Below are 18,155 nucleotides of genomic sequence, written 5' to 3'. Positions count from 1 at the left end.
GTTCTGCAAAAAAACTTATACCGGGCTTTTGGGCTTTTTTGCAAAGCCAGTACGGAGCAGGTGCAGCTGTTTGTTTACAAGCGGTTTCATTGACCTCCCATTTTTGGTTTGGGCATGGCTATTCCATCATGCTTTTGAAATGAAGTTTGAGATCTTCTTTATTTCAAGGAATCATAGGATCAACAATAAAAATTGGTGAGTCTGTAAAGCAGTGCAAAAAAATAAGGCGCAGGCCTACACTTATCGCTTTTAGGTACTTGGGAGAACCCGCACACGAATAAGTAAGTACCCACGCCTAGGACGTGGGCATTCTACTTATCGTCTCGTGTGCATTGAAAATTCCCAAGTTTCAAAAGCGAGACTCAAAGCGAAATGCTTCAAATTATTTTCTGAAGAATCGCAAATTTATTAAAAGACAATATTAAACAATTTTTATTAACTTATAAACAAATTTAGTTACTAAATTAATTGAAAATGTGTATTTATAAACAAATAAAGTTACAAATGGCTAAAAATCAAGAAGTTATTCGATTTCTATATTTGTTTATAAGCCATTATGAACACAATCCATTACAACAGGATTAAAGCTGTTTTAGCAGAAAAAAATGTTACTAACAAAAAGCTTGCGGAAATTCTGAATGTTGAACCTCAAACAGTATCACGTTGGTGTACGAATCAAAGCCAACCATCTATTGAAACTATGTATGAAATATCTAGGGTCTTGAAAGTTGATGTAAGGGAGTTACTTGTTTCTACAAAGTGGTAAGAACTTCTTCCTTTTAATCTTTTGCGGATTTCACTAGTTGCAAATTGTTTGTTACTTATTTTCAGAAAATGTGTGCCAATGGTGTAGACTTACCCAATCGGTTCTTTTCTTATTAAACTTAGGTCTAATTACCTTTTGATTTCTTGAAAAAAAACCTATGTTTTAGATGCACACGTAACAATTTACTTATAACAAAGGTTGCAACTAATACTTATTCTTTTTGGAGATTTAATTGCTTGTGAGGAAAAGAGTAGTTAACTCCCTTGTTTCGCATTTTGTCAACCTGCTCCTTTGTTGGTTCTATACGTGTAAATGTATCTTTTCCAATAAGAGTGGAATGCCAATCATCATCGCTTTCCGTTTCTGTAGTAAGTAGCGATGTTGTTACTATAGATTCGGTACCGTTTAACGTATGTATCTGACCACTCCATGATGTTACCGAATCAGAACTGCCATATTGGTTGTTCCATAGTACAACCCAACCAATAGCAGTGCTATTGTCTTGGTCAATATCAATTTGACCTACTAACTCATATATTCCTGTTGCATCACCAACTTTTGTATAGTAATTGCCCGTAATGTTCTTATCTATTACCTGAATAGTCATGTAGGAGCCTAATTCGTTGTACCAGGTACCATTAATATTCATAAAGAAGTTTATTTATATAAATATATAAAATATATCTAATAGTTCCGAGTAATTGTGAAGTGAGGTTTATTGGCTTTTTTTAAGTAATTAACGGAAGGGAATTAGTTGTCAAAACCATCTAGCCCCCATGCTGCCAGCAATAACCATCAGAGCGGCTGGCTCGAGAACAACGTGTGCCTTTTTTGGTAATTGCCTTACATTGACTTGAATAAGGGGCAATTGATTGCCTGGTTGTAGTTTTTGATTTTACTGATTTAGTACAAACCCCACATTTCCCTCCTGAATTACAATACTTGCAGCCAGTGGAGTTTGTGCAGGCCGTACAATAAGCACTGCCTGTACACCGTTTTCCGTTCTTGCCACAACATCCTTTGTCATCCATGGAAAAGGAACATATCAAAGCGAATAAAAAACATATTAGGAGCAATTGTTTCATGCAGTTGGTTTTAGTATGAGAGATGTTTGCAAAAAAATAAAGCAATCCAAATTCAAGGGTTATAATGGATAAATGAATACAGTTATAATCCTAATAGTTTACATCATTACAAATGTGTTATTCATCACTTTTAGGGGGTGTCCAACCTGGAGCTCCTTCATTAGATTCGCCTTCTCTTGGCCATTGAGGCTGAGGTTTTGGTGGCGTTATACCTTGTTGTCCTTTTTCAAAATAATCGCCCTGTCCTTTTTGTGGGAAATCGTTTCCCTTAGGTTTTTCAGTTTTGGGTTGTTCTTTTTCTTCCATAACTAAATATTTAAGCTGATAAATAATAACAATGATGTAATTCCTGAAATAAGTGTAGCAATAGAACTGTAGTTAAATCTTTTAATGTTTTTATGTCTACAAAGAGCTATTGTGTAATCATATCTTCCTTCTCTTATTTCTTCAATAGTTTTATTATGACAATTGGATGTATATACGTGTGATAACAGGTTTATTAAAAGGGTTATACCCATTAGGGACCACCCAAGAATCAAAAAAGATTCATAACTGGATTTGTTTAGTTCGCCCACAACATTTTTTATAAATGCCATTGATACTGATAAAGAACCTGCACTTATATACGATAATTGTTTTTCAAATGATTCCTGGCTTTTAGTGACTAACTCTTTCAAATGCAACTGATAATCTAAAAGTTGTTGGCCTATACTTTCTTCTTTTAGACTTTTAATTTGTTCTGACATTTTTGAGTGTTGTTTATTCAGATATTCATAATAAATCAGTGTCTACTACTATTCCAGCATTTGAGTAGGTACAGTAACCTTTTCATATTGATCAATAATGCCAATTAACCTGGATGCATATTCATACAGATGGCTGTTGCTTTGGATTTCCACTTTTTCCTCCTTACCCGTATTAAAAAAGGAGACTAGTTTTTTCTTGCCATTATAATGAAGCCTGCAAATGGGCTTTCTATTATTGTCGTCCAGCAGAATTCCAAAATAAGTTTGTTGATCTCTGTATGCTACTCTTGTAACTTTTACTTTGGCACATAAAATAGCTCTTACAATATAAAACCCTTCCATTTCATCGGCAGTGGTTTGAACCTTATTTTCTTCTTCGGTGGTTATGAGTTCTTCTTTGGCTATCTCGTCTGCTTTTTGTTGGTCTGTAGCCAGTGCAGATTTTAGGCGTTCGTTGATGGCATCATTAATGTACTGCGCAAAGGAGCGCTTTACCAATCCACGGAATTGTTCCAATACTTTTGGTGTTACAATTGAAGGGTTAACAGCCTTGGCAAAGTAGCGGGTAAATTCATCAGTGGGTTCACTGATCTCCTTTACTATGAGATTGCGTAACTCAGACATAAACTTTAGCTCACTTGCAGTGTTGACTATACTATCCAGGTTAAAATAACTTTTGTGAAACTCCTTCAGCTTTTCAACCTGTACATCTTTCATATCATCAATCCTAAACTCAAAGAATGGTTTTTCGTCCATTTTATTTGGCTCAATCAGATCAGTATAAAATCTAAAGGTGATACCATTGGTAAGAATTCCAAATTTGGCTTTAGTGGTATGGAAATAACGGAATAGCTGGCTATTATGTGGATCCAGATCTGCTGACCAATGCTTGCATTCAATAAGAATAATTGGTGCACCTTCTTTCATTATAGCATAGTCAACTTTCTCACCCTTTTTGATTCCTATATCTGCCACAAACTCAGGGACTACCTCAAGCGGATTAAACACATCGTAGCCAAGGCAGTTGATGAAGGGCATGATAAAGGCGTTTTTAGTAGCTTCTTCAGTAGAGATTAATTCTTTCATTTTAGCTACTCTTTCGGAGAGCTGTTTGACCTGGTCTTTGAAATCCATATAGCAGCTGGTTTATATTTTGAGTTAACAATATATAAAAATATATTTATACAATAAAAACATTAACTTATAACTGCCTAGAATCATCACGCGCATTCAGCCACATTCAATTGATAATACCTTAAAATACATTTTATGAGTTCCTGGGATTACCGTGATATTTTTAAAGCTATTGCTGCTACGGAAGGACTGCCTGATTATATTCATGATGTTGCGGTAATTCTGTCTGATAAAGGATTTGATAAAAAAGCAGTGGATGAAGCTTTGTTAAAAGACGGTATATCAACCGCCAGGAACATACAGGAAGACTTATTGGATCTGTTGCTGGCTTACCTGCATATTATTCTGGATGACCATTGCATTAGTGAAAACGAATACAGGGATTTTGGTTTACTGAAAATACTTTTTAAAATACGTGAAGGAACTTTTTTCCATAAAAGATATTACCAGGTCCGTTCTGTTATCAATGGTCAATTGGATTATTTATCTGAAGATGAAATATTTGAACCTGAAAAAGCTGCTTTAGCAGTAAATCTTCAGGATATGTTTGGTTTGAGCTATGATCAGTTTCAAACTCTGATTGCGGACATCAAAAGTATTTCTCTACAGAACAGAAATGAGATACCGCCTAAAACGAGAATAAACATGCCAGATCGGGATGTCAAGTAATAGTAAGCAACTTCTAAAAGACCCCACCATTCATACTCTTATACGGCCACCATTACCAAATAAGTGATATACAAATCCTTTCGTAGTATATTGAAATAACTTAAGTGCGAAAGAACTTTCCAACACCTCATTCCTATTGTACTACGCTATGTTCAAAAACTATTTTACTATAGCCCTGCGACATTTTAAGCGGGATGTGGGCTACAGCCTGCTGAATATACTGGGGCTTACTATTGGCATTACATTCAGCCTGTATCTTATTTTTTACATTCGGCATGAGCTGAGCTATGACCGCCATTTCAGCCAGGCGGACCGCATTTTCAGGATCAATGCATTTATCAAGGAGCCGGACAAGGAGGTGATGAAATGGACCAGTACACAGTTCCCTTTGGGTCCCCAACTAAAAAAGGATTACCCCGAGGTGGAAGAAGCCGTACGGTTTGTAGCTGAAGACAAAACCATGTACCAGGCAGGGGAGCAGCGGTTGTACGAAGAAAAAATATACTATACAGACAGCAATGTTTTCCGTGTGTTTGATTATGCATTCGTGGAAGGCAACCCGCGCATGGCCCTGGTGGCGCCCCACAGCATGGTGCTTACGGAGGCCACGGCCAAAAAGTTCTTTGGCAAAACAAGGGGCCTGGTGGGACAAACGCTGAAAAATGCAGGCGGTGATGTATTTACGGTTACCGGCATCCTGAAGCAGCCACCCACCAGTGCACATATCTTATTCAACATGTTGCTATCGGTGAGCACACTGCCTAAAGATTTTTCCAATAGCTGGGGCAGTTTTGGTTTTTACAATTATGTGCTGCTTAAGCCTCATACATCGGCGCAGGCTTTTGAAAAAAAACTGCTGCCTATGTACCAGAAATACATGGCACCCGTGTTTGCGCAGTACAATATCAAGATACGGTATGCAGTGCAACCCATTACGGCTATCCACCTGCGTTCAGACTTTGCCGGTGAGCCTGAAGAACTGGGGAGCATGAGCTATATCTATATTTTTTCTGCCGTGGCACTGTTCATGCTGCTCATTGCCTGCATCAATTATATGAACCTTACCACGGCCCGTTCAGCCCGGAGGGCGAAAGAGATTGGCATTCGCAAGGTGGCTGGTTCCTCGCAGGGACAACTGGTAAGGCAGTTTTTGACTGAGTCTATTATAACTGCATTTATAGCTTTATTTCTCAGCATGTTGGCGATGGCCTTGTTGCTACCTACGTTTAACCAACTTTCGGGCAAGAGCATTTCCTTATGGTCGCTGTTTCAACCTGGCACCCTGGTGATCTTGTTGGGCGTGGTGGCATTTGTTGGCATTGCAGGTGGCAGTTACCCCGGTTTTTACCTGTCGAAGTTCAACCCCGTAAGTGTGCTGAAGGGCGCTTTATCAAAAAGCTCGAGCAATGTGAGTTTACGAAGGGTGCTGGTAGTGGTGCAGTTTTCTATTTCGATGATCATGCTGATCTGCACGGCGGTGGTATACCGGCAGCTGGCGTATTTACGCAGTAAGGACCTTGGCTTTAATAAGGAGCAGGTGCTATCGGTAACGGCTAATGCCAATGGTAATATCCGCAGTAAGATCGAAGCTTTTAAAAATGATGTACACAATAATCCTGCGGTGCTGTCGGTGAGCACGGCACAGGCAGTACCGGGGGGCAGCATAAATTTCAACCTGTTTTCTATTGAGACCAGTAAGGGTTTTGTTGACCAGGGAGTGGATGTTTATGGAGTGGACGGTGATTATTTCAAAACCCTGGGTATGCAAATTATAAAAGGACGGAGCTTCAACAGCCCCCCAGATACGTTGCATAGCATGGTGGTGAATGAAAGGATGGTGAAAGAGTTTGGGTGGGGTGATAATGCGCTGGGCAAAAGGGCTAAGTTTCCTGGTGATTCCAATTACCTGGAGGTGGTTGGTGTGGTCAAGGATTTCAACCAGAAAAGCCTGTATAATCCAATTGCGCCACTAATACTGGTGTACCGGCCTAACAGTAGCAATGTGCAGCTGAAGCTGGGTGCCAACAATATCCCGGCGGCCATTGCTTCGGTGGAGAGAAGCTGGAAGAAGATTTTTCCTGATTTACCTTTTCAATATACCTTCCTTGACCAGGACTTTGATTCACAGTATGCGGCTGACCAGAAGCGGGGCAAGATCTTTACGGCCTTCTCGCTTCTAACCATTTTTATTACCTGCCTTGGGCTTTTGGGATTGATTGCTTTTACTACGCAACAGCGGCAAAAAGAGATCTCCATCCGAAAGGTAATGGGGGCAGGGGTGATGCAGATCGTGCAGTTGATCACGAAGAATTTTGTGTTGCTAGTGGGTGTTTCGTGCATCATAGCTTTCCCGGTAGCATATTTGTTCATGCATAAGTGGTTGCAGGTATTCAGTTATAATACAGGCTTATCCCCGTTGCCTTTTGTGTTGTCGGCGTTGGTGGTGCTGGCCATTACGATGCTGACCATTATATTCCATACGGCGCGGGCGGCAGTGGCTAATCCGGCGAAGAACCTGAGGTCGGAATAGAATCTACTTTAAAGAATGTCGGCCAGGGGACTTATTTGATACTACCTAATTCTTGAAATACCAATTAATGGGTATTGCAGGAAAGGATGGGTTATGCTATGTTCGCGGGAATTTTTTATAAAGATTTGTGAGATCAGTTTTTCTAAATCATGATCCTGCCTGCTGAATAACCTAAACCGAACTATGAGAAAAATAATCCTGCTGGTAAGCCTGACTGCCATTAGCGCATTTGCTTCATTTGCACAGTCCTTAAGCTTACTGAAAGATATTAATCCTGCCATTGTTCCTGTGGGCAGTAGTCCGGGCTATTTAACAGCCCGCGGTTCTTCCGTGTATTTCATGGCCAATACATTGAGTAATGGCGCTGAGCTCTGGAAAAGTGACGGTACGGCTGCGGGTACGGTAATGGTCACAGAGATCATGGCAGGCATGGGTAGCTCGGCTCCGCAATACATTACCAACCTGAATGGTACTTTGTATTTTTCTGCCAATGATGATGTGCATGGTTCGGAGTTATGGAAAAGTGATGGTACCGCGGCGGGCACCGCTATGGTAAAAGATATCATTCCTGGCGCCGGAAGTGCGAACGTCGCCTACCTGGCCAATGCAAATGGAACACTTTATTTTATGGCCAGTGATGGAGTCAACGGCGCTGAATTGTGGAAGAGCGATGGAACGGCTGCAGGTACGGTGATGGTCAAAGACATTAATACCGGCAGTGGCGATTCGTATCCCCGTGAGTTTACCTACATGAATGGTGTTGTTTATTTCATGGCTTATGATAATGTTAATGGCGAGGAATTGTGGAAGACTGATGGCAGTGCTGCCGGTACGGTGCTGGTAAAAGACATTGTCACAGGCACTTACGGTTCCACACCCCAATACCTGGTCAATGTGAATGGCACACTCTATTTTGCTGCCACCGACGACCTGAATGACCGGGAACTTTGGAAGAGCGATGGCACGGCGGCAGGTACAGTTCCGGTGACTGATATTTTACTCTACAGCAGTTCTATGCCACAAAACCTGGTAAATGTGAATGGTACACTCTACTTCTCGGCAGAGAACACGGATGGCAGGGAACTTTGGAAGAGTGATGGCACGGCAGCCGGAACGGTGCAGGTGAAAGATTTGGTTGCCGGACCAGGTGGCTCTGGGCCACAATACCTGGCAGATGTCAATGGCACTCTTTATTTTTCGGCCTATAATGGCAGTACTGGCTACCAGGTATGGAAAAGCGATGGCTCGGCAGCTGGTACTGTAGTAATGAAAGATTTTTCAACCGGGGGCGGTTCTTACCCCGCCAACCTGGCAAATGTAAATGGCACGCTCTATTTTTCGGCCGATGATGGAACACACGGTTCAGAACTCTGGAAAAGCGACGGTTCTACTTCCGGAACGGTGCTGGTAAAAGACATTCAACCCAGTGTAAGCAATTATTCCAATCCACAATACCTTACCCAGTCCGCCAATAAACTGTTCTTCAGTGCCAATGATGGTACCAATGGTGCCGAGCTGTGGAAAAGCGATGGCACGTTAGCAGGTACTGTATTGGTAAAGGACATCAATGCTGGTGCCGGTCAAAGTTTTCCTTCCTACCTGGCCAACCTGGATGGCACCCTGTACTTTTCTGCCAATGATGGTGTGAGCGGAACAGAGTTGTGGAAAAGCGATGGCACCAATGCCGGCACCGTAATGGTAAAGGACATTATTGCAGGGGCCAGCAGTTCATCACCCGCGTTCCTGACAGCTGTGAACGGCAACCTGTATTTTAGGGCTACCGACGGGGTGAATGGGACAGAACTCTGGAAAACGGATGGCACAAGCGCTGGTACCGCCTTACTCAAGGATATCAGGGCAGGTGCGGGTGGTTCCTCTCCGCAATCCTTTACAGGCGTCAACAATACATTATTTTTTGCAGCCAGCGATGGCGTCAACGGCAGTGAATTGTGGAAAAGTGATGGCACCAGCGCGGGCACGGTGATGGTAAAGGACCTGGTGCCTGGTGCTGGCAACTCCATACCGCAAAACCTTGTCAATGTAAATGGTACGCTTTATTTCACCGCAACTGATGGCAGCACCGGCCGGGAGTTGTGGAAGAGTGATGGCACGGCCGCAGGTACGGTAATGGTAAAAGATATTGTTGCCGGCACCAACAGTTCTTCGCCAAAATACCTGGTGAACCTGAATGGTACACTGTATTTTTCTGCTAATGATGGGGTGAACGGTACAGAACTCTGGAAAAGCGATGGTACCGCCGCGGGCACTGTAATGGTAAAGGATATTGTTAGCGGCGTCGGAAGCTCCAGCCCGGAATCCCTGGCAGCCATCAATGGCCGCATCTATTTCCAGGCCAATGATGGCACCAACGGTGAGGAATTATGGGTAAGTGATGGCACGGCAGCAGGAACTGTGCTGCTACAGGACATCACCCCGGGAAGCGGTGGTTCCCGCATACAAAATCTTACTCTTGCAGGTTCGCAATTATTTGCCGCGGTGCAGGAGGATACCTATGGCATGGAGGTTTGGTCAACAACGCTTACTTTATTGCCGTTGCACTTGTTGCAATTCAACGGGCAAATGAAGGCTGGCGATGGTGTGCTGCACTGGTACACCGCAGATGAAAAAAACACTTCCCATTTTATAATAGAAAGGAGTACTAACGGTAGAAGCTTTAGCGCTGTTGGCACCATGGAAGCCGGCAATACACCCGAAAGTCATACTTATACCTTTACAGATCTAAATATTTCCCGGCTATCCAGCCCCGTTGTTTATTACCGCTTGAAAATGATTGATGCCGATGGCAGCTTTAGCTATTCCAAAATCATCGCCCTTACTATTGTCCAGGGACAGCCAGTAGCGCAGTTGTATCCCAATCCAGCCAGCGGAATGAGCACATTGAAGCTGGAGGTGAGAAAGGGAGGTGCAGCCATTATACAGGTTTCAGATTTTACAGGACGGATCTTCAGCGCACAGCGAACGATACTTACGGAAGGAAGTAATAGTATAGCTGTTGATGCAACAACGCTTTTACCAGGATTGTATACTATTAGTGTGTACTGCCAGGGAACTGAAGCTCATTTGTCTATGGTTAAAAAATAGGTTGTTCTGGTTATGGACGGCCTATTGAGGATTTGGCAGATGAGTTATTCGATTCCTACAACTGGTAGGGGATAGCATCAACCGGTGGTATAGCGCATCTATTTTTGACATTATAATTGTCATTCGCAGGTTAGGCCATCGATGAAAATATGCAGATATATTTTTTGGCCCAATGAAAGGACCTAACACAAAATATACTTAAAAAAATCCCTCGTGTTATTTTGTTTATTGATTAAATGAAGTATATTAGTAAGAGTAATCACCTACCCTAACAGAACCGCCACGAGTAGTATTCAACCCCTGAAACAACTTTCCGCACTCCTCTATTAACGGCGATGTCCTCTCCAAAACCTGTAAAGCAACCTGTTTATTTAACTATCGAGTTATCCAACCCCCTGGCAACTAACTGCTCCTAACACCATAACATTTTTGGCTTGTCATTATTACTGGCGTAAACCTAAGACGTTCTAGCAAGGCATTCTCTTTCCAACCTCCTAAGAATGGATGGCAATGGCTGTCCTGAACCAACTCCAATCATTCCGGGAAGCAATCCTGTTCTTTTTATTCAACCAAAACAATTGCATCTATGCCAGTTGCACCAGGGCTTTTCAACTCCAATATGGACCATGCCGGTCATCCTCCTTTTGTCAATTATCACAACCTAAATACTACAGTTATGAGAAGTAACACTACGTATCATTTTACAATTCCCTTTTTGTTGAACAAGCGATGTTCTTTGAGAGGGAATAATTTTAATTTATTTCAACGATCCTTTTTTTTGCTCTTTTATATGCTAATCATGGGATTGGCAGGTTTTGCACAAACCACAACAACTTTTCCTTCAGCCAGTTCTTGTACATCCAAGGACCTGGAACTGGTAAGTGCCAGACTAACAGGTGGAGATGTATGTAACTCTTGTACTCCAGGAGCTACATTGACAAGAAATCTTACCCTTGCCATAAATAATAAAACAGGTTCATCGAGAACTGCCTTTGCTTTTTGGGGAACCTTAGAAATTACGCATGCTGATGGTACAGTTGAAAGAACTCCAATTAGTAGATGTAATGGCCCTATTCCATCTACAGGCCCTTTACCCGCTTATTATGATGGTCTCAACTTTGGTACCGTTACTTATACCTGTGGCGATGCATTAAAGATCACTAACCTATTCCTTGCATGGACGGATGCTTCACCTAAAAGCACATGTGCTACCATTAATTCTGCAACCATCAACCCAAAATGCGGAACATTGCCTGAGATTCAAATCAATGCAGGTGTGAATGGAAGTGCAGTTGCAGGTAACCTTACCTGTTTTGGGGCCTCCAATGGAACAATTGATTTAACACCTTTCGGAGGAACTGCACCTTACACTTTCTCGTGGACTGCCAGTAATGGAGGAAATGTACCATCCTTGCAGGCAACTAATGAAGATCTCACTGGTCTTACAAAGGGTACATATACCTGCGTGATTAAAGATAAAAATAATTGTACTTTCTCAAAAGTAGTTACCCTGACAGGCCCTTTGGCAGGACTGGCTTTGGGTGCCAGCAGTAAAACGGATGTAACATGCTTTGGTGGTAGTAATGGTACTGTTTCAGCTGGTACTGTATCTAATTCTGTAGGAACGATAAGCTATAGCTGGAAGAATGCTACTAATGATATTGTAGCAACTACACCTAATAAATCCGGGTTGCCAGCTGGTATATACACGCTCACTGTTTCAGATGATTGTTCTTCTCAAAATAATTCTGTTACTATTGGAGGGCCATCCGCTGCACTGGCTTTGGGAACTTGCAGTAAGACGGATGTTAGCTGCTTTGGAGGTTCTGACGGCTCTGTAACTGCAGGTACTGTAACCAATGCTGTAGGTACCGTGAATTATAGCTGGAAGAATGCTGGCGGAACGGTAGTGGCCACAAGTGCGACTAAATCCGGATTGGCTGCTGGCACTTACACGCTTACCGTTTCAGATAATTGTTCTTCTCAAAACTGTACTGTTACTATTGGAGGGCCTTCCGCTGCTCTTGCTTTAGGCACATGCAGTAAGACGGATGTTAGCTGTTTTGGAGGTTCAGACGGCTCTGTAACTGCGGGTACTGTCAGCAATGCTGTAGGTACCGTGAATTATAGCTGGAAGAATGCTGGCGGAACGGTAGTTGCCACAAGTGCAACTAAATCCGGACTGGCTGCTGGTGCTTACACGCTTACCGTTTCAGATAATTGTTCTTCTCAAAACTGTACTGTTACCATTGGAGGGCCTTCCGCTGCACTGGCTTTGGGAACCTGCAGTAAGACGGATGTTAGCTGCTTTGGAGGTTCAGATGGATCTGTAACTGCAGGTACTGTCACCAATGCTGTAGGTACAGTGAATTACAGCTGGAAGAATGCTTCCAATGCAGAAGTGTCAACAAGTGCAACTAAATCGGGTCTTCCAGCAGGCGCTTATACCCTTACTGTTTCAGACAATTGTTTTACCAGGACCTGTAGTGTTACCATTGGTGGCCCATCCGCTGCACTCGCATTAGGAACTTGCAGTAAAACAGATGTTAGCTGTGCTGGTTCTGATGGCTCTGTTACGGCGGGCACTGTTACCAATAGTATTGGAACTGTACATTATAGCTGGAAAAATTCCAGTAATACCGAAATAGCAACAACTGCAACAAAATCAGGGCTTAATGCCGGTACATATACGTTAACTGTTTCAGATAATTGTTCATCACAAACCTGCAGCGTAACAGTCAATGCGCCTCCAACGATCCCTACTCCTTCAGCATCTGTGACACAACAACCTGATTGCTTTATACAAAATGGAACTGTTACGGTTTCCAGTCCTGAGGGATCTACAACTTATACCCTTACACAGTCAAATGTTGTAAAATATACTGCAGTCAGTGGCGTATTTAATAATGTAATTCCAGGAACGTATACCCTGGTAGCAACTGTAGGTATTTGTAGCAAAACCGGTAATAACGTTACTGTAAACACCCAGCCAGCAACACCGGGAACTCCTTCAGTATGCGTGGTCCAACCTTCGCTTTGCGGACCAGCAACAGGTAAGGTAAACTTTACCAGTTTGGGAACAGGCTTCCAGTATAGCATTGATAATGGCGCTCATTGGCAGGATTGTAATGTTTTCCTCACTGTAGCCGCCGGTGGTGTTTCAGGATTAAAGGTTAAGTCACCAGCGGGTTGTATATCTCCTGCTGCCAATTGTAATACCATCTGTGCCAGTGACCCTGTAGCTTGTTCTGTAACAGGTAGAATTGCTGCAAAATCAACCAATACGGCCACTACAGATGCTGCTCCACTGCAGGTAAAAGCCTATCCCAACCCTTTCAATGAGAAGATCAACTTCGTGGTTACTTCTCCTTTGTCAGGTAAAGGAAGCCTCGATGTGTACAATGCGCTGGGTCAGAAGATCAAAACCGTTTACCAGGGCAATATCAACAAAGGAACGCAAAACTTTGAGCTGCACCTTTCACAACGTCAGGTTTCTAACCTGGTGTATGTACTCCGCGTGGGCGGTCAGCAGGTAAGTGGAAAGATCCTCCAGATCAATCAATAGAACTACTCACGATCAGAACACCAACACAGCAAAAAGGTGGCCATCCGGCCACCTTTTTTTAATTAACCACCTATCAAAAACATTCTCAGCAATCATTCTGTTCATACCAGGGCCCGGGGTCCAGGTCGCGATACCGGTTCGGATTTAGCTCCGGATCCTCACCATTGATAGCAATCATGGCAATGTCCAAAAACTCCATACAGGCAATGGTTTCTTTATCATCCATCTCTAAAACAAAATTCATCACCGTATGCAGGTAATCATCATCAGGAGCTCCCTCTTCATCAAAACCTTCAGTATAAAAATGCAGGAGGGTGGACAATTCCGGCAGGCGGGGGTATAAAGCCTGGAAGGTAAATTTGCCCGTCAGCTTCATCTCGGGATAGGTCAGCGCAAAGTCTTCACAAACCCTGGCCAGCTCCTGCCCCAGGTAGGCTGCCTGGTAATAATCAAAAGCCATCTGGTCTGCCCCTAGCTTCTTAAAATCCGCAGGCTTGTCAAGTATGATCATGATCTCTTCCGGGTCTTCCAGCTGCAGGTATTCCAGGATATCAGCTTTGGAATAACCCCTGAATTGGGATATATGGAAAGTTGTCATAGTTGAATAGTAGAGAAAACCAAAAGTAATAAAACCATTGGTAAAATGCTAATTAATTTAGTAATAATTTTAAAATAGTTTTCCCAGGGAATCGCTTTGCCTGGTGGCTCAATTGCCATAGACCAAATGCCAAAAAGGATATTCAAAGATTGATGTATGGAACGCGTGAAGAAGTCGTTCCTGATATATAGGCGTGGCCTTCATTGCTAGTTAAATGCCGTGACAATCTCTATTCACAAACACAATTTTTCTTGCCAGCAAGCTTTTATCCATAAATCTTCCTGAAAAATTATATCAGAGGATTGCAGACTGCAAAGGGATTATACGGTCATGGTTTAATAACTATAAATTATTAAAATCCCTGCACGCCAGCGTTTCCTGCTGCACAGCTCCCTGGCACCAAGCGCCAATGACTTCATAACCCTACAAATACAAATAATGATTACAGAGTTTACTTGCAGAGATGCTTGTTACAATAAAAGTATATGGGGTTATATTTGGAAACTAATCTTATGGATAAACCAGTACACATATTATTTGTAGATGACGACCCCGACGACCTGGAATACTATGGCGATGCTATCAGGAAGCAAAGCCCGGAGATCAACATTGATGAAAGGTATGACGGGGTAAAGGCGCTGGAATACCTGCAGGAGGCCAAGTCCAATGGCAGCCTGCCCTGCCTGATCGTGATGGATTTCAACATGCCCCTGCTCAACGGACGCGAAACCTTTGAACAGATCAAAAAGGATGAAGTGCTGGCGCGTATCCCGATAGTCATATTTTCCACCGCCACCAGTAATATTGATGAGGCTTATTTTAAAGAAATGGGTATCGAGAACTTCAGGAAGCCATCCAATGGGAAAGAGATGGAAAGTATCGCGCAGCGTTTACTGAAATACTGCTAAAAAAGAAAGTTCCCGTTGGGAACTTTATCTCTTTGATCTTTCCATTAATACCTGGATCTTAATTCTTCCACTTTTTTAGTAAAGGCCAGCTTAAAAACATTTCCATAGGGAATTAATCTTCTCCTGGTCAAGAACAAAGCTAAGTAGCCAGAAGATCTGTTGATATGATTTTTATCAGTAAAGTATGTTTACCCGAAATATTTTTACATGCTATTAAACTTTTAAGGGATCTGCTGGTCTGAAGTGGGATTGGTATTTTCATTTTGCCCTATGCAACGGTTCTGCCCGTTTATTATCAATACTTTTTTGATCCTGTAATGGATCAGGTTAACTGGTGAAGCCGGTAGCGCAAGCTGCCGGTTTTATTTTCTTTTATACATCACTGAACGTCCTTCATACCGGCCCGGGAAATGTTCCGGAAGTTTTTGGCGGTTTCAATAATGGCCTGCATGGTATTTTCCTTTTCCACGCAATCATAAGCCCCAAGTGCTTTTATTTCAGCTGTTTTAGCTGGTGTGCAGGAACTGGTGTATATGATCACGGGGATATCCTTAGCGGATTCATTTTGTTTTAAAATGCGTAGCAGGTCAGCAGCATCCAGTCCCGGCAGGGAATAGTCCAGCACGATCAGTGAAGGATAGAGGCCTGGCCCTACCAGTTCCAGGTAATGCAACAGATCCTTTCCTGAATGAAATTTTTTGACCTCGCATACATAATCTATCTCCTGAAATGCCTCATCAATGATCACCCGGTCGTCTGCATCATCATCCACCACCAGGATGGAAAATGTAATTTCCTTTTTCATGGTATTTATTACTGGTTATTATATATGGTTCAATAAGCATACCCGGTAGAAACCATTTATTATGTAATATGTAAGATGTAATATTTAATATTTGGAATAGCCAGGTGGTATGGAATTCAAAAATCGCTGAATCAAAGCCTCGAAATTCGATATGCCCTGTTCTATTGTTCGACATTCCCTTCCTCCTCCCAATCCTATTCAATCCTGCCAATCTTAGTTCTTTTCCTTATCCATAATTGCCGTTCCCGCCTTTTATCGTCTACCGCTTTAAGAAACACCCGGGCTCGACCTTGCCAAATCAGAGGGCTCAAAAAGGGCAGACCCCAGGTGGGTTGGATTTTTCCCTGTCAACTTTTCCCTATCATCCCTCACTTACATTATCAACTTGACAACCCATTCCATAGTGTTTACTTTTACCTCATCATGAACTGGCTGCTGGTTTACGAAATATTTTATGTTACCCTGTTGATACTGGCTTGCATGCGCATTGTGTACGACACCCGCAGCAATACCAAAACACTGGCCTACCTGCTGCTGGTTATCTTCCTGCCCCTGCTGGGCATCTTCATCTATTTCTCCTTTGGCATCAATTACCATAAGCGCAAGATCTACTCCAAAAAACTGGTGCAGGACGACGTCCTGGAAAAAAGCGTCCGGGAGAAGCTCTGGCAGCACTCCCGCCAGATATTTGCAAAGGGTTCACCGGCGCTGAGGGATAATAAGGAACTGGCATATATGCTGGTAAAGGACAGTGGCAGTGCCATCACCACCCACAATGAAGTGAAGATCCTGGTGAATGGAGAAGAAAAATTTCCCGCCGTGCTACAAGCTATGGCCACTGCCAAAGATCATATCCATATTGAGTATTACATCTATGAGGACGACGAGATCGGTAATGCCATTGCAGACATGCTGGAACGCAAGGCAGCAGAAGGAGTGGAAGTACGGTTTATCTATGATGATTTTGGCAGCCGCTCCATCCGCAGGCGATTGGTTAAACGATTACAGAAAGCGGGTGTGAAAGCCTTCCCTTTCTACCGCATTATTTTTATTGCCCTGGCCAACCGTCTCAACTACCGCAACCACCGCAAGATTATCGTCATAGATGGCTGCGTGGCCTTTGTGGGCGGCATTAATGTCAGCGACCGCTATATCAACTGCGGGAAGAAGAACAAGGTCTTCTGGCGCGATACACACCTGCAACTGGAAGGACCAGGTGTACAATACCTGCAATACCTGTTTCTCTGCGACTGGAACTTCTGCGCCAGTGAACACCTGCAACCGACACCGCGTTTTTTTCCGCCCGATGAATCGCTGCCTGTCAAAGGCAATAAGACCGTGCAGGTGGCAGCCAGCGGCCCTGACTCCGATACGCCTACCATGCTGTTCGCCCTTTTGCAGGCCATCTACCTGGCCAGGGAGGAACTGCTGATCACCACCCCGTATTTTATTCCAGGTGAAAGCATCATTGATGCGCTGGTGGTATCTGCCATGGGAGGTGTGAAAGTGCGCTTACTGGTACCCGGTATCTCCGACTCCCTGATTGTGAATGCAGCCGCGCGTTCTTATTACAGCGACCTGCTGGATGCCGGTGTGGAGGTGTACCAGTACCAGAAAGGATTTGTGCATGCCAAGACCCTGGTGGCCGACCGCAAGCTGGCCATTGTAGGCACCGCCAATATGGACAACCGGAGCTTTGAGCTCAATTTTGAAGTGGCAGCATTGGTGTATGATGAAGCTACGGCCCGGGAGCTGGCCACAGTATTTGAAAAGGATATTAGTGATGCCCTGCGCATCGACCCTTACGCCTGGCAAAACCGTCCCTGGTACAAGCAGCTGATGGATAAAACGGCAAGGCTGGTATCACCATTATTATGAAGAAACGAACGCGAGACAAGCGGGATAACACAGTTTGTAGTTTGTGGTTTGTAGTTTGTAGTTTTTTAGTTCAGAGAAACTTTACAGAATTCAATCATTATGCGCAGGAAATGTTTAGCGTTTAATTCCGAGTTATATCCGAAATATATTGGTCTTAAGATTTCAGTTTCATAAGAGCAATTCAAAACTAACTCCATTGAACATGCGAGAAGGCGGCTTCTCTCTTCCTTGAACATTGAAAATTGAGCATTGGGCGTTGAGCATTTCTTATGACCTAAGAAAAAATTGCAAAGAATGGTTACCTCCGACCTAAGCCTTCATCATTCGACATTCCTTGTTCTATTTTTCTGCGGTTCGAATGAATCACCC

At 43.2% G+C, this 18,155-nt stretch carries 14 protein-coding genes; 7 read left to right on the top strand and 7 right to left on the bottom strand.

Annotation, left to right across the window (positions count from 1 at the left end):
- The first annotated feature begins 556 nt into the window (after positions 1-556).
- Positions 557-766 carry a helix-turn-helix transcriptional regulator gene (locus BP74_RS20265; protein ID WP_496377129.1) on the top strand — a complete coding sequence of 70 codons (210 nt, stop codon included), beginning with the start codon at positions 557-559 and terminating at the stop codon, positions 764-766.
- A gap of 211 nt (positions 767-977) precedes the next feature.
- Here BP74_RS20265 and BP74_RS20260 read toward each other — a convergent pair whose 3' ends face one another.
- The 5 genes from BP74_RS20260 to BP74_RS20240 all read right to left on the bottom strand — a co-directional run bounded on the left by BP74_RS20260 (position 978) and on the right by BP74_RS20240 (position 3,731).
- Positions 978-1,415, bottom strand: coding sequence for an avidin/streptavidin family protein (locus BP74_RS20260; protein WP_496377128.1), 438 nt, complete (start codon positions 1,413-1,415; stop codon positions 978-980).
- A 118-nt stretch (positions 1,416-1,533) separates the two neighbouring features.
- Positions 1,534-1,797 (bottom strand): DUF5763 domain-containing protein, encoded by a 264-nt coding sequence (locus BP74_RS20255; protein WP_496377175.1) that lies wholly within the window; start codon positions 1,795-1,797, stop codon positions 1,534-1,536.
- Between the two features lie 171 nt (positions 1,798-1,968).
- Positions 1,969-2,157, bottom strand: coding sequence for a hypothetical protein (locus BP74_RS20250; RefSeq protein ID WP_496377126.1), 189 nt, complete (start codon positions 2,155-2,157; stop codon positions 1,969-1,971).
- Between the two features lie 2 nt (positions 2,158-2,159).
- Complete coding sequence (locus BP74_RS20245; protein WP_496377124.1) at positions 2,160-2,597, bottom strand: hypothetical protein; 438 nt, start codon at positions 2,595-2,597, stop codon at positions 2,160-2,162.
- Positions 2,598-2,645: 48 nt separating this feature from the next.
- Positions 2,646-3,731 (bottom strand): type I restriction endonuclease, encoded by a 1,086-nt coding sequence (locus tag BP74_RS20240; protein ID WP_496377122.1) that lies wholly within the window; start codon positions 3,729-3,731, stop codon positions 2,646-2,648.
- Positions 3,732-3,866: 135 nt separating this feature from the next.
- On the opposite strand from BP74_RS20240, the gene BP74_RS20235 reads away from it, so the two are divergent.
- From BP74_RS20235 to BP74_RS20220, 4 genes are all read left to right on the top strand, one after another.
- A complete protein-coding gene (locus tag BP74_RS20235; protein ID WP_496377120.1) occupies positions 3,867-4,400 on the top strand; it encodes a hypothetical protein in 534 nt (177 codons plus the stop codon).
- Positions 4,401-4,548: 148 nt separating this feature from the next.
- The gene (locus tag BP74_RS20230) at positions 4,549-6,930 is read left to right on the top strand and encodes an ABC transporter permease (protein ID WP_496377118.1); all 2,382 of its coding nucleotides are present in this window, start codon (positions 4,549-4,551) and stop codon (positions 6,928-6,930) included.
- 183 nt (positions 6,931-7,113) lie between these two features.
- Positions 7,114-10,032 (top strand): ELWxxDGT repeat protein, encoded by a 2,919-nt coding sequence (locus tag BP74_RS20225; RefSeq protein ID WP_496377116.1) that lies wholly within the window; start codon positions 7,114-7,116, stop codon positions 10,030-10,032.
- A gap of 586 nt (positions 10,033-10,618) precedes the next feature.
- Positions 10,619-13,597 (top strand): T9SS type A sorting domain-containing protein, encoded by a 2,979-nt coding sequence (locus tag BP74_RS20220; RefSeq protein WP_496377114.1) that lies wholly within the window; start codon positions 10,619-10,621, stop codon positions 13,595-13,597.
- An 85-nt stretch (positions 13,598-13,682) separates the two neighbouring features.
- Here BP74_RS20220 and BP74_RS20215 read toward each other — a convergent pair whose 3' ends face one another.
- Entirely contained in the window at positions 13,683-14,195 is a 513-nt protein-coding gene (locus BP74_RS20215) for a hypothetical protein (RefSeq protein ID WP_496377112.1), read from the bottom strand.
- A gap of 512 nt (positions 14,196-14,707) precedes the next feature.
- Here BP74_RS20215 and BP74_RS20210 point away from each other — a divergent pair.
- Positions 14,708-15,103: a response regulator gene (locus BP74_RS20210; protein WP_496377110.1), complete on the top strand. Its 396-nt coding sequence runs from the start codon at positions 14,708-14,710 to the stop codon at positions 15,101-15,103.
- Positions 15,104-15,482: 379 nt separating this feature from the next.
- Here the strand turns inward: BP74_RS20210 and BP74_RS20205 are convergent, their stop codons facing one another.
- Complete coding sequence (locus BP74_RS20205) at positions 15,483-15,908, bottom strand: response regulator (protein WP_496377108.1); 426 nt, start codon at positions 15,906-15,908, stop codon at positions 15,483-15,485.
- Between the two features lie 423 nt (positions 15,909-16,331).
- Between BP74_RS20205 and cls the strand changes: the two genes are divergently transcribed.
- Positions 16,332-17,786, top strand: coding sequence for a cardiolipin synthase (gene cls, locus BP74_RS20200; RefSeq protein ID WP_496377106.1), 1,455 nt, complete (start codon positions 16,332-16,334; stop codon positions 17,784-17,786).
- Positions 17,787-18,155: the final 369 nt, after the last annotated feature.

This window comes from Flavisolibacter ginsengiterrae DSM 18136, from assembly GCF_059568575.1.
Note: the sequence above shows the minus strand (reverse complement) of the source record. Positions and strands in the feature narration are given on the sequence as shown.

Excerpts from the sequence above, each read along its gene's own strand:
- BP74_RS20220 (WP_496377114.1), top strand. The coding sequence starts at position 10,619 with ATGCCAGTTGCACCAGGGCTTTTCAACTCCAATATGGACCATGCCGGT.
- BP74_RS20205 (WP_496377108.1), bottom strand. The coding sequence starts at position 15,908 with ATGAAAAAGGAAATTACATTTTCCATCCTGGTGGTGGATGATGATGCA.
- BP74_RS20250 (WP_496377126.1), bottom strand. The coding sequence starts at position 2,157 with ATGGAAGAAAAAGAACAACCCAAAACTGAAAAACCTAAGGGAAACGAT.
- BP74_RS20215 (WP_496377112.1), bottom strand. The coding sequence starts at position 14,195 with ATGACAACTTTCCATATATCCCAATTCAGGGGTTATTCCAAAGCTGAT.
- BP74_RS20235 (WP_496377120.1), top strand. The coding sequence starts at position 3,867 with ATGAGTTCCTGGGATTACCGTGATATTTTTAAAGCTATTGCTGCTACG.
- BP74_RS20245 (WP_496377124.1), bottom strand. The coding sequence starts at position 2,597 with ATGTCAGAACAAATTAAAAGTCTAAAAGAAGAAAGTATAGGCCAACAA.
- BP74_RS20240 (WP_496377122.1), bottom strand. The coding sequence starts at position 3,731 with ATGGATTTCAAAGACCAGGTCAAACAGCTCTCCGAAAGAGTAGCTAAA.
- BP74_RS20265 (WP_496377129.1), top strand. The coding sequence starts at position 557 with ATGAACACAATCCATTACAACAGGATTAAAGCTGTTTTAGCAGAAAAA.
- BP74_RS20230 (WP_496377118.1), top strand. The coding sequence starts at position 4,549 with ATGTTCAAAAACTATTTTACTATAGCCCTGCGACATTTTAAGCGGGAT.
- cls (WP_496377106.1), top strand. The coding sequence starts at position 16,332 with ATGAACTGGCTGCTGGTTTACGAAATATTTTATGTTACCCTGTTGATA.
- BP74_RS20255 (WP_496377175.1), bottom strand. The coding sequence starts at position 1,797 with ATGGATGACAAAGGATGTTGTGGCAAGAACGGAAAACGGTGTACAGGC.
- BP74_RS20210 (WP_496377110.1), top strand. The coding sequence starts at position 14,708 with ATGGATAAACCAGTACACATATTATTTGTAGATGACGACCCCGACGAC.
- BP74_RS20225 (WP_496377116.1), top strand. The coding sequence starts at position 7,114 with ATGAGAAAAATAATCCTGCTGGTAAGCCTGACTGCCATTAGCGCATTT.
- BP74_RS20260 (WP_496377128.1), bottom strand. The coding sequence starts at position 1,415 with ATGAATATTAATGGTACCTGGTACAACGAATTAGGCTCCTACATGACT.